This window comes from Dokdonia sp. Asnod2-E02 (assembly GCF_045063915.1).
Classification (GTDB): domain Bacteria; phylum Bacteroidota; class Bacteroidia; order Flavobacteriales; family Flavobacteriaceae; genus Dokdonia.
Genome location: NZ_JBEFNX010000005.1, coordinates 2710884 through 2724028, shown reverse-complemented (window position 1 = coordinate 2724028; position 13145 = coordinate 2710884). Strand labels below are relative to the sequence as shown.

At 35.5% G+C, this 13145-nt stretch carries 16 protein-coding genes; 3 read left to right on the top strand and 13 right to left on the bottom strand.

The genetic code is table 11. The features are described 5' to 3' along the window. Positions 1–28 precede the first annotated feature (28 nt). The 9 genes from ACJJVM_RS12400 to ACJJVM_RS12360 all read right to left on the bottom strand — a co-directional run bounded on the left by ACJJVM_RS12400 (position 29) and on the right by ACJJVM_RS12360 (position 8206). The gene (locus tag ACJJVM_RS12400; protein ID WP_298347966.1) at positions 29–445 is read right to left on the bottom strand and encodes a hypothetical protein; all 417 of its coding nucleotides are present in this window, start codon (positions 443–445) and stop codon (positions 29–31) included. Positions 446–593: 148 nt separating this feature from the next. Then, on the bottom strand, positions 594–1445 hold the full coding sequence (locus ACJJVM_RS12395) for a universal stress protein (protein ID WP_405211854.1): 852 nt from the start codon (positions 1443–1445) through the stop codon (positions 594–596). Between the two features lie 63 nt (positions 1446–1508). Further along, complete coding sequence (locus tag ACJJVM_RS12390) at positions 1509–2357, bottom strand: universal stress protein (RefSeq protein ID WP_405211853.1); 849 nt, start codon at positions 2355–2357, stop codon at positions 1509–1511. Positions 2358–2416: 59 nt separating this feature from the next. Continuing rightward, the gene (locus ACJJVM_RS12385) at positions 2417–3262 is read right to left on the bottom strand and encodes a universal stress protein (protein WP_405211852.1); all 846 of its coding nucleotides are present in this window, start codon (positions 3260–3262) and stop codon (positions 2417–2419) included. A gap of 5 nt (positions 3263–3267) precedes the next feature. Further along, entirely contained in the window at positions 3268–4116 is an 849-nt protein-coding gene (locus ACJJVM_RS12380) for a universal stress protein (protein WP_405211851.1), read from the bottom strand. A 6-nt stretch (positions 4117–4122) separates the two neighbouring features. Further along, the gene (locus ACJJVM_RS12375; protein ID WP_405211850.1) at positions 4123–4968 is read right to left on the bottom strand and encodes a universal stress protein; all 846 of its coding nucleotides are present in this window, start codon (positions 4966–4968) and stop codon (positions 4123–4125) included. 74 nt (positions 4969–5042) lie between these two features. Continuing rightward, positions 5043–5852 carry a universal stress protein gene (locus ACJJVM_RS12370; protein ID WP_405211849.1) on the bottom strand — a complete coding sequence of 270 codons (810 nt, stop codon included), beginning with the start codon at positions 5850–5852 and terminating at the stop codon, positions 5043–5045. Positions 5853–5925: 73 nt separating this feature from the next. Further along, the gene (locus tag ACJJVM_RS12365; RefSeq protein ID WP_298347959.1) at positions 5926–6972 is read right to left on the bottom strand and encodes a response regulator; all 1047 of its coding nucleotides are present in this window, start codon (positions 6970–6972) and stop codon (positions 5926–5928) included. A 4-nt stretch (positions 6973–6976) separates the two neighbouring features. Further along, positions 6977–8206, bottom strand: a complete 1230-nt coding sequence (locus ACJJVM_RS12360) for an ATP-binding protein (protein WP_405211848.1) — start codon at positions 8204–8206, stop codon at positions 6977–6979. 131 nt (positions 8207–8337) lie between these two features. Here ACJJVM_RS12360 and ACJJVM_RS12355 point away from each other — a divergent pair, with 131 nt between their 5' ends. Together ACJJVM_RS12355 and ACJJVM_RS12350 are read left to right on the top strand one after the other, a co-directional pair. Next, positions 8338–8748 (top strand): hypothetical protein, encoded by a 411-nt coding sequence (locus ACJJVM_RS12355; RefSeq protein ID WP_298347957.1) that lies wholly within the window; start codon positions 8338–8340, stop codon positions 8746–8748. 86 nt (positions 8749–8834) lie between these two features. After that, positions 8835–9290 carry a DinB family protein gene (locus ACJJVM_RS12350; protein ID WP_405211847.1) on the top strand — a complete coding sequence of 152 codons (456 nt, stop codon included), beginning with the start codon at positions 8835–8837 and terminating at the stop codon, positions 9288–9290. A 156-nt stretch (positions 9291–9446) separates the two neighbouring features. Here ACJJVM_RS12350 and ACJJVM_RS12345 read toward each other — a convergent pair whose 3' ends face one another. The 3 genes from ACJJVM_RS12345 to ACJJVM_RS12335 form a co-directional block, all read right to left on the bottom strand. After that, on the bottom strand, positions 9447–10283 hold the full coding sequence (locus tag ACJJVM_RS12345) for a universal stress protein (protein ID WP_405211846.1): 837 nt from the start codon (positions 10281–10283) through the stop codon (positions 9447–9449). Beyond that, positions 10283–10594, bottom strand: coding sequence for a ribosome hibernation-promoting factor, HPF/YfiA family (hpf, locus tag ACJJVM_RS12340; RefSeq protein ID WP_405211845.1), 312 nt, complete (start codon positions 10592–10594; stop codon positions 10283–10285). Before hpf ends, ACJJVM_RS12345 begins: the two co-directional genes overlap by 1 nt. Positions 10595–10666: 72 nt before the next feature. Continuing rightward, positions 10667–11263: an outer membrane beta-barrel protein gene (locus ACJJVM_RS12335; protein ID WP_405211844.1), complete on the bottom strand. Its 597-nt coding sequence runs from the start codon at positions 11261–11263 to the stop codon at positions 10667–10669. A gap of 119 nt (positions 11264–11382) precedes the next feature. Here ACJJVM_RS12335 and ACJJVM_RS12330 point away from each other — a divergent pair, with 119 nt between their 5' ends. After that, a complete protein-coding gene (locus ACJJVM_RS12330) occupies positions 11383–12141 on the top strand; it encodes a patatin-like phospholipase family protein (protein WP_405211843.1) in 759 nt (252 codons plus the stop codon). A 66-nt stretch (positions 12142–12207) separates the two neighbouring features. On the opposite strand, the gene ACJJVM_RS12325 is transcribed toward ACJJVM_RS12330, so the two are convergent. Next, positions 12208–13056 (bottom strand): universal stress protein, encoded by an 849-nt coding sequence (locus tag ACJJVM_RS12325; RefSeq protein ID WP_405211842.1) that lies wholly within the window; start codon positions 13054–13056, stop codon positions 12208–12210. Positions 13057–13145: the final 89 nt, after the last annotated feature.

Here is a 13145-nt window from a genome sequence, read left to right as displayed (position 1 = left end):
CAACTGTATAAACTCACTAAGACTTACATTACTTATTATCTTGACATTTATTACTTTTCAAAATAGTGCCGCAATAGTTAAAAATCTCAGTTTTGACTTCATTATAAGTATCTATAAAATCACGATAATCTTCTTTTATAGATAGATGTTTTGTCTCAAAAAACACATCACAAGACACGGTATCACATTCTAACATTCCGCTTAGTTCTGCATCGTGCTTTGTAAGTGATTGCACGAGTGTATCAAGTCTATTTTTAATTTTTCTTATATGAGTTTTAAAGTGCTCTAACTTTTCAAATAAGTTAGGTGTACGAGGCTCAAAAATGTATGAATTAGTTAAGTTTTCTATAAAGGTTATCTCGTGAGTGATAAGAGAAATATTAGATTTCCAAACCTTTACATCATTGTGATAAAGATCTATTGAGAGTGGCAATGAAGTTTCCATAAAACTGATTTTTAATTAATTACACTATAAATGTAAGTCCAGGTATAATGGTAGACTATGACAATTATCAGTCCTATATATTTTTAAAACATCAAAAAAAATTAGAGTGCGTGTTTTACGCTTTCGCGAAAGCGTAGTTAAAAACTACCTATACCTGTATATCGTGCATAACCAGCAGTGGCACCCTAGTAAACATACCGAGCTCTTTTACCAGAGGCGTGGTAAAGACACTGCCAAAGAATGCGTGCTTCCTATTTATGATAGCAAGCATATCACTATCGTGACTCTTTGTAAAATCACGCACACCAGCAGTAACGTCTGTGCCGTGTACGTGATGAAAGCTATAGGTAGCCCCTTCAAGACACTCTTCTAGTAGTGTTTTACTTTTTTCTTGTTTTTCTGTTAAAACCTCTGTGGTATTTACGTGTATGACAGAGATGGTTGCATCGTGCAATCTAGAAATCTCTACGAGGTGCGTAAGTTCTCTTCTTTTGTAATATGTTTTATAACTGGTAGGAATTACGATTTCTTTTACATAAGCCACTCTCGCATCTATCGGGACTCCCATTACTGGGCAAGCTCTTAGTTTTTCCATCGCCATTATGGTATTACTGCCAAATAATGATCCGCGTGAGTTTGAAGCGCCTTTTGTACCCATTACCACAAGTTCTATATCACGCTGCTCAATAAAGTTTTTCATAGCAGTAAGTGGGTCATTAAGCTCTGCTATAAACTCATATGTATGTTTATGGTTAGTCTCCCTAAAGTCTAGCATATCCATAATTTTTGCGAGTCCATTTACGGCTTGATCTTTTGCACTCTCATAAGATGGAGATCCTGGCTCTGGCACCATTAAGTCTCCTATACTGTAAGGTTTTGCATCATATGCATTAAGTACATAAAACACACACTCTACGTGCTCAAAAAGATCTGAAGCATAGGTAAGTGCATTCCAAGCATTTTTTGAAAAATCTGTTGGAATAAGTATTTTCTTTTTCATCACAATAGTTTTTAATTATACAATAAATCTAGCTTAACAAAACTGGGATAACTATGATAAAGACTAGTAGCTTTCAGGTAATACAAGGAGTGGTATATGGGTATGAAAGCAGCTTGTTTCTACAAATGATTTTTTAAAAATCTTTTTGAGGAACCCACTTTTATGGAACATTAAAACTAGTAAATCAATTTTATGCTCTGAGACAAAGGTTGTAACGGCAGTCTCCATACCAGTCTCACTAGATAACCAGTGTGTATTATACTCTACATCTGCCAGTTTATCTTTAAGTTTTCTGTAATTATTCTCTACCGTGTTACCTGGACTTATTTGATTATAAATGTGCGTGATATGTAGTTTTGCCTTATGAGCTCGCATTACCTCTTTTACAATTTCTAGAGGATATTGTGCATAGTCTATCTTAAGATCTGTAGCATAAGCAATATTTGAAGGCAAGCCTTGTTGAGCGCCTGCGGGCACTAAAAACAATGGAATAGGTTTTACATTATTAATGAGCTTTACAGCTTGCGTGCCCACAAAAACTTCTTTTAATCCAGAAGCTCCTTTTGTACCCATCGCTACAAAATCAATATTTTCATCAGCAACTATACGATTTACCATTTTATGTAATGGCTGGGCGCTTGTAACAATAGCTACATCGATGTTTAATGACTCACTATCCTCTTCTATCTTCTTTTTTACGGCAGATAATTTTTGCAGGGCATTGCGTTCTAAATCTTCATAGAGCTTTTCATTACGGCCTATATCAACCCGACTTGTAGATGAAGAAAATTGGTCTTCAAAAGTGTGTATTAAAGTAATCTCGCACTTCTCATTAGGATATAATCGAGTTGCATAGTATAGTGCATTATACGCATTATTTGAAAAGTCTGTGGGTACTAGTATATGTGCCATCCTTTTTTGTTTTATGAGTTAAAACTACGTGCATATATCTGCCCATTCTATGACATTAATCAGCTATGAGCAGGAAGCACTAAAAAAGGTAGAGAGGTATGAAAGGACATTTTTTTAATAACAGGCTCTCTCATTACCTCTTCAAAAAATGATTTTGGGTAGTCTATCATTACAAGTAAGTCTATTTCCAATTCTTCATCAAAAATATGAATGCAGTTTTCGAGCGTTGAAAACTTTGGAATTACGTGAAAACGATATTTCATTTCCTGCAATAAAGACTCAAGATCTTGTATATGTTCTTTCTGCTCTTGATTAAGATTATGTTCTTCATAAACCTCAACCATTCTTATAGTGGCCTGCCATAATCGAGTGAGTAATAATAAAGGCTCAAACTCTTCTTTGTGATACGGTTTTTCAAAATCTGTCGCAAAGCCTATACTTTTAGGAATGACAAATGTTGCCTTCTCTGGCACAACAAGCAATGGTATGTTATGGCGATGACTTATCACACTGTGAGTTATTGTCCCTATAAATATCTCCTTAAGCCCTGTTGCGCCTTTACTGCCCATAACGATGTAATCATTTTTTTGATCACTCATACTCTTAATTGCATCATTGAGATGACCACCATATGCCACTACCTCATAGCTGTGATGTGCTATTTCATTTTTAATCAATATCTCTTCTTTAAGCGACTCAAGCTCATCTATGGCTTTTACTTTAAGACTATGATATAAAGATGCTAGCCTTACGGGCGTCTGGTGTCCTAATATTTGTAGCGCAGTAGGTTCATAAGCGTGCAATAATGTAAAAGTTACGGGCTCTTCTTGAAAAAGCATATGTGCATAAGTCAATGCATTGAGACTATTTACACTAAAATCTGTAGGAATTAAAACTCGTATCATAACTGTTATTTCTGAGGTGGAAGTATCATAAATGGTGTTGTAGTATGGTGCACAATCTTACTTACTACAGGAGTAAATAATAAGTTTTCAAAGAAGTTATGTTTGTTATGTACAAGCGCTAGTAAATCTACTTTATGCCTAGATTGAAAATCATCTATAGCCTCCAGCACATCCATACCATTTGCCATCTCATTGATATGAGCATCTCTTTCAAAATAGGTGTCTAACGCCGTTTTATTACTTAATTGTTCAGTATCTAACTCAACTCCATAATATGCATTAAGAAATATTAAACGAGATATATGTGTACGACAGATTTCTTCTAGTAATTTGAGACCTGGTTGTGTAACTCCAGACCTGTAATCTGTAGCAAAGAGTATGTCTTTAAGTTGGGTATAGTTATACCCCGAAGGCACACCTATAACGGGTACAGTAGCACTTTTTATAACCTGCATAGTTTGTGACCCTATAAATACTTCTTTAAGACCAGAAGCGCCTTTTGTACCCATAATTATACAGTCAATATGATGACTCTCTACCAGATGTGCTATTTCTTGACTGAGAATATTATAACTAGAGATAGCCTCAAAAGTGTGCAATTTATTAGGATATGCATCTGTTACTTTTTCTATAATCTGAGTTAGATTACTCTCAGAGCTATTTTTATACATCTCACCTATATCTACATTAAGTGATGACTGGTGCTCATAAATTGTAGTGGTATATAAAGCTACAGGTGTGTACGTGTTGAGCACATAAAATGTACACTCTTCATTAATAAATAATTGAACAGCATACGTTATTGCTTCATATGAAGTATCAGAAAAGTCGGTAGGTAGTAAGATATGTTTCATAACGTTTTATCTAGGTAAATTTTGTAAAATAAGGAAGGGTATTTTGGTGTTAAGCCCCACTGTATCTATAGCAGATGTATGAAGTAAGGTTTCCATATACGTATGCTTTGAGTTTACCATAACCAGTAGGTTTACATCTTGGTCTTTAATGTATTCGTTTATAATAGAAGCTACATTCCCCTCGTCTTTTCTAGTGTAGTTTATTACGCTTTCGCGAAAGCGGTATTCCCACAACATTTTTACATCTTCTTGTCGTAAGGAGAGTCTATCATAGTTTGAGATATAAAGTAAATCTACCGTTGATCTGAAACTACGTGCTAGGCAACTCACCAGTTTGAGCTCTCTATTTTTATAAGGAATCATAAGTGCCGAAGGGAATAATATACGATCTGGTCTCTGGTACTTATAATCAAGTGGAATTCCTAAAACCGGACACTTTACATATCGTATTACTTGTAATGTATTACTGCCGTAGGTGATGTTTCTGTCTGCAGTTTTACCCTGTGTACCCATAACAACGAGGTCTGCATTTTCTTTATTAACCAGTATATTAACCTCATCTAGCAGCGTCCCAAAAAGTGCTAGAGTCTCAAAGGTGTGCTTTGGGTTTGGAGATACTTTACGTGCATTTTCAAGGGTAGTGCTCAGTTTTACCTCGCTTTCTTTGCGTTTAATCTCTTTATACTCATCAAGTATGTCTCGAGAGATTACCTCTTTATTTTCATACACCTCATCTGCATACGTATGTAATAAAACAAACTTGCTCCTCTCATACTTAAAGTATTCCATCGCACAGGTAAGTGCATTAAAAGCATTTTCTGAAAAATCTGTTGGTACTATAATTACTCGCATAACGTATCCTTTTTTGATACTCAAATCTATGCGCTTTACTAGCCTTAAACTATGATTTATGTCACCTCACAGATCTATTCGTGTACGATGAGAAAGGGAATATTTTTATGATAGTCCTTTTCTGTTTGTAGTGAGGGAGAGAAAAGTATATTTTCTGATAGGTTTATATTTTTTGCAAATAATATTACCATATCTACCTGCTGTACATCTATAAAAAACTGTAATGCCTCATCCATAGTTTTTTGAATCACAAAGTGAAAACTATGCTGTATGCTATCTAGTGCTCCTTTAAGTATAGACTTATTAGCCTGTTGTGCCGTTGTAAGGGCATTTCCTTTTTTTGATAATTGAAGTACATTGAGGTGAGCTCTGGTGCGATTTACAAACTCTGTTATACGATTTGTAGCCTCTGTACGGTGCTTAAAATTATAGTCTGTGAGTAAGACAACTTGCTGGGGAGTTATACAGTTAAAGTCTCTAGGCACGATAAGTACCGGACATTTTACTCTCGCTATAATGTGGCGCACGTGACTATCACTCAACTCCTCACAAAATATATTAGGATATCTTGTGCTCATTACAATAAGATCTATTTGATTTTCTGACACGGCAGATCGTACACCAGTTATAAACTCACCTTCCCATTTGAGAGGTAACATTGTTTGACCACTAGCTATTTTTTTTTCTAACTTTTTTACCCAAGATGAAAGTCTTACTAATGGTGTTTGAGTAATCACATCACCATCATCTGTACAATGATCGTGCTCTTCAGAAAAAAACAAATAAAAATGTACTCCCGCATTTTTATATAGATTGAGCGCGCACAGGGCAGCTTGCCAAGATTGCTCAGAAAAATCAACAGGAATAAGAATATGCTTCATCATAAATACATTGAGTGGGACAAATGTATTTTATGAAAAGTGGTTAAAGAATGATAAAAATCAGTTTTAGAATAAATTACTCTACACTCTGTAAACCATCTACATCAAGTAGCCTGATATTACGCCCCTCTATGGCTATGAGTCCGTCTTTTTTAAATCCAGACAGCGTTCTTATTAAACTCTCTGTAGCAATACCTGCAACACTTGCGAGATCATTACGCGCTATTTTTATACCTTCTTGTGGCGTTTTATTAAGAATTTCTGCAAACTGTAAAATAGTTTGAGCCGTTTTTTTGCGCACAGAGCTATATGCCATTTGTAAAAGCTGGTCTTTAATATCTGCAAGATTATCTGTGAGGAGCTCCATAAGCTCTAGTGAGACATTTTTACTTTTTTCTAGAATAGCTTTGAGCTCTTTTTTACTCACTCCTACTACTGTGACTTCCTCCATTGCTGTGGCAGACTCTTGATATGCAAGGTTATCTAAAAATGAAGTAAAGCCTAAAAAATCATCTGCCTTAAAGAGAGCCGTAATAAGTTCTTTACCACTCTCATCCATTTTATGGGTCTTTACTATGCCCTTGAGTATGAGGTAGACCATATTAGAATGTCCCCCTTCTTTATAGATTTCTTCACCTTTCTTAAATGTAAACTCCTCACCCTCATCATCAAAAAAATTCTTGAGCTCATTAAGACTTCTCAGTGACTCATCATTTGCAGTTTGAGATTGCTCCTTAGTTTTTGCATTAAGTATAGTAGCTTTTGCTATACGGCTCTCTATAGCGCTTATTAATTCTTCCTCCTCAAAAGGTTTGGTGAGATAATCATCTGCACCCATATCCATTCCTTTTCTTATTTCCTTGTGCTCAGTTTTGGCAGAGAGAAATATGAATGGAATGTGGCTTGTAGTAGTATCACTAGAGAGTGCCTCTAACACGCCATAACCATCTACCTCTGGCATCATAATATCACAGACAATCACATCTGGCGGTGATGACTTTGCATACTCAATACCCACACGGCCATTGGGCGCAGCTGTTACATCATAATTTGATAACTCAAGCAGCTCTGCTGTGTTTTCGCGTAAAGCGGCATCATCTTCTATAATAAGTACTCTTTTCATAAAATCAGTTTTGAGTGGTAGGTATCATAATGGTAAAGGTAGAACCTTGATTTAAAATACTTTTAAAGGTAAGGCTACCTCCTAGGTTTTCTATATGGCTTTTTACAATATTGAGCCCTATACCTGTACCCGCATTAAGTAATGCATTTTCTGCTCTAAAATAACGGTTGAATATAAACTTTTGTTCGTGCTCTGGTATTCCTATTCCTTGATCTCTTATTGTTATAAAAAGCTGCTTTTCGTCCTGTTGTATATCTATATAGACGTTTGTGTTTTCTCCAGAGTATTTTACAGCATTATGAACCAGATTTGTAAGAGCAAGTTCTAGTATTTTTTCATCAAACTCAATAACAACATCATCTGCCTCTTTTGGGTAATGTATTTGCTGTCCATCTTTAAGATGCATATTTGCATCATAAATCACCTCGCTTAGCACTTTACTTAAGTAAACTTCTGTAAACTTATAGTTAGTTTTACCAGTGTCTAATCGCTCTACAGATAAGAAATCATCAATTATAGTATTAAGATATTTAACCTTACTCTTTATAATATTGAGATGTTTTTCTCTCTTGTCTTGCTGGTCTTCTCTTGTATATTTTCCAGCTAGTGTGGCAGAGGTAAGTATACCGCTTATAGGGGTTTTAAACTCGTGAGACACTAGCGATAAAAACTTAGTCTTAAGCTCATTAAGCTCTTTCTCTTTTTGAAGTGCTTCTTTTGCATTATTCTCTGCTTCTACTCGCAGTTGCACCTCATCTTTAAGCTTATTTACCGCTTCTCTGAGAGATTCTGTTCTTGCAGAAATTTTTTCTTCTAGGGTGCTGTTAAGGTTTAAGATTTGCGCCTCTTGTGATTTACGTACTGTAATATCTGTAACCAGAGCCATCACATATTGCTTATCGTGTAGTACAAATGGATTGAGTCCAGCCTCTACAGGGATTTGTGATCCATCTTTACGCAAGCCGTATAAGTCTCTCCCAGTACCCATCTCGCGCTTGTCACTATGGTCCATAAATTTTTTAAAATGACCACCGTGAGAACCGTGATAACGCATAGGTATAAGAGTCTCAAGCTTACTACCTTCTAGCTCATTTGACTCATACCCAAAAATAGTTCTAGCAGACTCATTTGTAGCGACTATAATCTGGGAAGAATCTACAACCACAATTCCCTCTGAAGCGCCTTCAAATAGAATAAAAAATGCCTCTTCTATACTCTCTTCTAAAAATTTCATAAACTAAAAATACAACTATTACAGCAATCACCTATTCCCTATTTAAATACTTCATAAAAGTCTTTGTAAATGACATATATCATAGTTAAAAATTAATGTCAAAAGTATTTTTAACATTTAAAAATAATACTATGGAAATCACTAATAATAAAGATGTTACTTTCTATCATAACCTAGGCAAACTTTTTTATGCCATCGCTGCAGCAGATAAGGTTGTACGAGATGAAGAGTTTTCTAGATTGCAATATTGTGTTTTAAATTACTGGTTAGAAATAGATGATTTACAAGATGCTTTTGGGGCAGATGCGGCATATCTCATCGAGATTGTATTTGAAGGAGTCGAAGCTTTTAATGAAGACCCTCAAAAAATGTTCAGTGACTTTCTAGATTATAAAAATGAGCATCCTCATTTTTTTACCATTGAGATTAAAAATATCATTTTACAAACAGCTTGGACCATAGGGCGTGCATTTTCTGGTCTAAATAAATCAGAACTCATAATGCTAGGTAAGTTAGAACTAGTTCTTAGTGAGGCTGCTTGAAGTTAAATAGATTTTTTTTCTAATTCTTACCAAATGAGTTTACACGCTTTCGCGAAAGCGTTATCAAAATAAAAATAAATCTTGCTATGGATACAAAAACACAACTCCTATATGAGTTATGGCTAGAAGCTCGCTCGAGACTTGAAGAAAAAATAAATTATATAACCCCAGAAGATCTTACAAAGACCTTAGCTCCCTCTAAAAATTCTATTGGGTTTTTATTGCGCCATATAGCAGAGGTAGAACTGCTGTTTGCAAAAAACGTTTTTGGTGCAAGTAGCATAAAAATTATTGCAAAAACAGTTATTGCAAAACGTGACACGGGTGAGTGGACAAACCTTGAAAGTATCACAAATTTACTAGCACAAGCAAGGTATGATCTTGGTGCTATTATAGAATCTCAAACCGAAGAAGACTGGGAGACAGAGATAGAAACTACTGAGTTTGGTATTAAAACAAAGGCAGAAGCACTGGGTCGCATTGTATCTCATACGGCTTATCACGCCGGGCAAATAGGTGTCATTAAGAAATATGGAATCTAGTTACACTAAGAATCAATTACAATTAGAAACCTTAAGACACTTTTACTTAAATGGTCAATATAGCTCCCTATTAAGCATAGAGCTATTAATTATATCAAAATCTAAAAAGGCTCTCGATTGAGAGCCTTCCTTTTTGTTTGAATAGATAATTTACAATTACATTTTAAACGTAAACACTGGCATTTTAGAGTGATTAACTAACGCCTCTGCAACGCTACCTCTAAAAAAGTGCGACAAGCCCTTACGACCGTGGGTAGGCATTGCAAGTGCATCTGCATTAACCTTTTGAGCATATTCATAAAGTCCACTCTCAATAGTATAACCATTAATGATAATAAGGTCTTCTTGATGTAAGGGTTTACCAAACTCTGCTAGACGCATAAAAGATGTCATATCTTCTTCTATCTCTTTAGAGCTTCTAAAACGATCTGCAGGTAGATTTACATACACCAGGTGTACCCTTGCTCCCAGCTTTTCAAATAATGGGATAGCTTCTCTGTATGCTGTCACATTTTCTGTTTTAAAATCGCAAGCAAACACTATATTTTGTGGTATGTACTCCCCTGCTCTATCTTTTATTACCAGCACAGGTATTTCTGAGCTTCTTACTACTTTTTCTGTGTTTGATCCTACAAACTCTTCTCGCAATCCCTTTGCTCCGTGTGAACCCATAATGATGAGATCTATCTCCTGCTCCTTTGCAAGTTTATTTACTTCTTCAAAAATCTTATAATTTTGAACAACCTCTGTGACCTTTACTCCCTCCATATAAGGTTTATCAAGAAAGGTTTGAAACTGCTTTTCGGCTAGTTTCATATGGTACACTCCTTGAGCAATACTATCACCTTCACTGTGAGTGAGTACCGCATCAGATAGGCCCATCATATGAAGAACTAAAATCTCTGCATTGTACGCTTTCGCGAAAGCGGAAGCCGTCTCAAGTGCATTTTCTGACTGTGTTGAAAAATCAACGGGAACTAAAATCTTTTTCATTATGAGCTTATGTTTTGGTTAGTAAATTGTGCTTTGCGTTTTTTGAGCTGCACATCTAGATCTGAAATGGTTTCCTTTACAGCCATCTCAAAATTTTTCTCTTGTGATTGAGCAAATATGGTTGGGCCAGGTACGCTAAGCTCTATCTCACAGATAGCGTTATGGTGTGTTTGCCCAGTTTCTTTTTTGATAAAAACATTTGCCTTTATGAGCCAGTCATACCTCTTAAAAAGTTTGACTAGTTTATCTTCTATATATGTCGTGAGTGCTTCACTGCTATCTATCTTAACATATGCTATCTGTACATCCATATTTACTTATTTTTAAAAGATTATGAGTTAAAAGTACGGCTCATTTATAAGGTATAATATGATATATATCAGCTACAATGATCTTCTTATAGCTACTGTAATGGCGATTGTATTAAACGATAATAAGTCATTTCCAGAGGTAACATCTATGCGGTGAGAAGAACTACTGTATCTTAACTCTGGTAGTATGGACCAATGCCCCAGACTCTTTATACTCATACCTAAACCTACTTGCGTCCCTATGGCATTTTTTGACTCAAAATTTGCAGTTTCAATAACGCTACTAGAAGCAACATTTGAGTAGGTTAATCCTGTCCTTACATAAAACAAATGCTTCTGCTTCTCTATTATTTTAAAATTGAAAAGTGCACCTAAGACAATCCCCTTTTGAGTATATTCTATATCTTCTTCATTGCGAGACTCATCAGTATCAAAACGATTCCATAATACACCTGCATATATATCTGTACGATTACTTATATTATAGACACCAGCGAGTTCTATACCATTACCTATACGTAAGTTTTGATCTAGTACTGTGCGTGTAGGAAAATGAAGTGTAGGACGTAACTCTACATTATACTGTTGCCCATAGGTTTTTAATACAGTAAGATTACACAGCATTAAAAAACCAATTTTTATAACGAGACGATGGCGTGATATTTTCATACTCAAATCTATACGGTGTCGCTTGATAAGCAAATGATATTTATCATAATCAAGATCCCTCCACTAGCCTTATAATTTTAACCATAATCTACTATCTTGCATACTCAATCCCATATGTTATGAAAATAGGACTTGCATTATCTGGAGGTGGTATAAAAGGAGTTGCTCACGTAGGATTACTCAAGGCTCTAGATGAATATAACATTAAACCTTCTTATGTTACGGGCACAAGTGCTGGCGCCATTGTAGGCGGACTTTATGCTGCAGGTTATGACTGGGAGACAATTTTAAACTTTTTTAGAAATACATCTATTTTTAAACTAAGTAGATATGCTCGCAGTAAACCCGGAATACTAGATTCCTTAAAATTTGCAAATGATCTAGCTGCATTTTTTCCAGATGATAGTTTTGAGGCTTTAAAGCTCCCATTATCCATAACAGCAACCACCGTTGTGAGTGGTGAGCAACACATTTTTAATAGTGGTAGCCTCATTAAACCTATTATTGCATCGGCATCTTTTCCTGGAGTGTTTACTCCTATTGATATAGATGGGACTTTATACTTTGACGGCGGGGTTATAGATGATTTTCCCGTGGAGCCTTTAATAAATAATTGCAACCGTATTATAGGTAGTTATGTAAACCCTCTCAGTGCTATAAATATCACTTCCTTAAAACATTCTTACCAAGTTCTTAATAGAGCTTATGAGATTAATTTACACCATCGTATTAAGAATAAATTTACTATGTGCGATATCCTTGTTTGCCCAGATGAGCTCTCTAAGTTTGGCACTTTTAGTATGCGCAATGTTGAGCGTATTTTTCAAATAGGTTATGAGTCTGCTTGCAAGGAGCTTGAGAAGCATTACAAATTATAATAAGACCACTCTTAAGGGCTTGATGATTGTAATTACGCTTTCGCGAAAGCATAATTTATCCATCTACTACTTCTCACAGTCTCGTAAAATAAACACTGGTAAACTAGAGGAATTTACAATGTCGCTTAGGTGTGAGTTTGAAAAAACACGTTCTAAAAAGGTTTGCTTTTTTACAGAAATCACTTGCATCTGCACGTCATTTTTTTCTACAAATTCATCAATCTCATTTATAGGTTGCTCTGTCGAGAGTATGTGATAATCTAGCGGTACGTGAGGATATAAACTCTTTATTTCCTCCTCTTCTGCATCACACTCTACGGGGTGCATCTCTAAAGCAAAGGTTAATCTAAGCACGCTTACCTTAGGTTTATACTTTAGTAAAAGCTCATCAAATAGATCTTTACCACAAGTGTCAAAAGAGTCATCATAGTCTAGTAGGTATTGAACTCGTTTAGGTACTTCATAAGTATAATGTTCTGGCACGACAAGCACAGAGCAGTCTGATGTATGTATCACACGTAAGGTGTGTGAGCTAAAAATTGCTTCCATAACGCCCGTATTACCATCTGTACCACATACCACGACATCTATCTTATAATTTAGCACGGCTTGAGAAATAGCATCTGTAAAGATGTCATAATCTACGTGACTCTTAAAAGTGTAGGTCCCGTTGCTATAAATACTAGTGTACTTTATAATGAGCGATGCTAGGTCACTGCGATTATCTTCTAGTAAGGCATTATCTACACTACTTTTTGAGCTGGCAACCATAAGGTCATCCATAGTAAAGTCCCAAGCTTTCTGAATACTTAATAAATGAAAGGTGCACTCTTGACCTTTAAAATACTTAAAGGCATATTGATGTGCATTTTCAGACTTGGCTGTAAAATCTGTAAGGAGGAGGATATTTTTCATAGCACCTATTTTAGTTACCTAAAACTAATAGGTTTTATTTGCTATAACTATGATATATATCAGCCTTTGTGAGCTATGTAATTTTATCT

Excerpts from the sequence above, each read along its gene's own strand:
- ACJJVM_RS12325 (WP_405211842.1), bottom strand. The coding sequence starts at position 13,056 with ATGAAAAATATCCTCCTCCTTACAGATTTTACAGCCAAGTCTGAAAAT.
- hpf (WP_405211845.1), bottom strand. The coding sequence starts at position 10,594 with ATGGATGTACAGATAGCATATGTTAAGATAGATAGCAGTGAAGCACTC.
- ACJJVM_RS12360 (WP_405211848.1), bottom strand. The coding sequence starts at position 8,206 with ATGAAATTTTTAGAAGAGAGTATAGAAGAGGCATTTTTTATTCTATTT.
- ACJJVM_RS12400 (WP_298347966.1), bottom strand. The coding sequence starts at position 445 with ATGGAAACTTCATTGCCACTCTCAATAGATCTTTATCACAATGATGTA.
- ACJJVM_RS12365 (WP_298347959.1), bottom strand. The coding sequence starts at position 6,972 with ATGAAAAGAGTACTTATTATAGAAGATGATGCCGCTTTACGCGAAAAC.
- ACJJVM_RS12385 (WP_405211852.1), bottom strand. The coding sequence starts at position 3,262 with ATGATACGAGTTTTAATTCCTACAGATTTTAGTGTAAATAGTCTCAAT.
- ACJJVM_RS12335 (WP_405211844.1), bottom strand. The coding sequence starts at position 11,263 with ATGAAAATATCACGCCATCGTCTCGTTATAAAAATTGGTTTTTTAATG.
- ACJJVM_RS12375 (WP_405211850.1), bottom strand. The coding sequence starts at position 4,968 with ATGCGAGTAATTATAGTACCAACAGATTTTTCAGAAAATGCTTTTAAT.
- ACJJVM_RS12350 (WP_405211847.1), top strand. The coding sequence starts at position 8,835 with ATGGATACAAAAACACAACTCCTATATGAGTTATGGCTAGAAGCTCGC.
- ACJJVM_RS12345 (WP_405211846.1), bottom strand. The coding sequence starts at position 10,283 with ATGAAAAAGATTTTAGTTCCCGTTGATTTTTCAACACAGTCAGAAAAT.
- ACJJVM_RS12355 (WP_298347957.1), top strand. The coding sequence starts at position 8,338 with ATGGAAATCACTAATAATAAAGATGTTACTTTCTATCATAACCTAGGC.
- ACJJVM_RS12380 (WP_405211851.1), bottom strand. The coding sequence starts at position 4,116 with ATGAAACATATCTTACTACCTACCGACTTTTCTGATACTTCATATGAA.
- ACJJVM_RS12395 (WP_405211854.1), bottom strand. The coding sequence starts at position 1,445 with ATGAAAAAGAAAATACTTATTCCAACAGATTTTTCAAAAAATGCTTGG.
- ACJJVM_RS12330 (WP_405211843.1), top strand. The coding sequence starts at position 11,383 with ATGAAAATAGGACTTGCATTATCTGGAGGTGGTATAAAAGGAGTTGCT.
- ACJJVM_RS12390 (WP_405211853.1), bottom strand. The coding sequence starts at position 2,357 with ATGGCACATATACTAGTACCCACAGACTTTTCAAATAATGCGTATAAT.
- ACJJVM_RS12370 (WP_405211849.1), bottom strand. The coding sequence starts at position 5,852 with ATGATGAAGCATATTCTTATTCCTGTTGATTTTTCTGAGCAATCTTGG.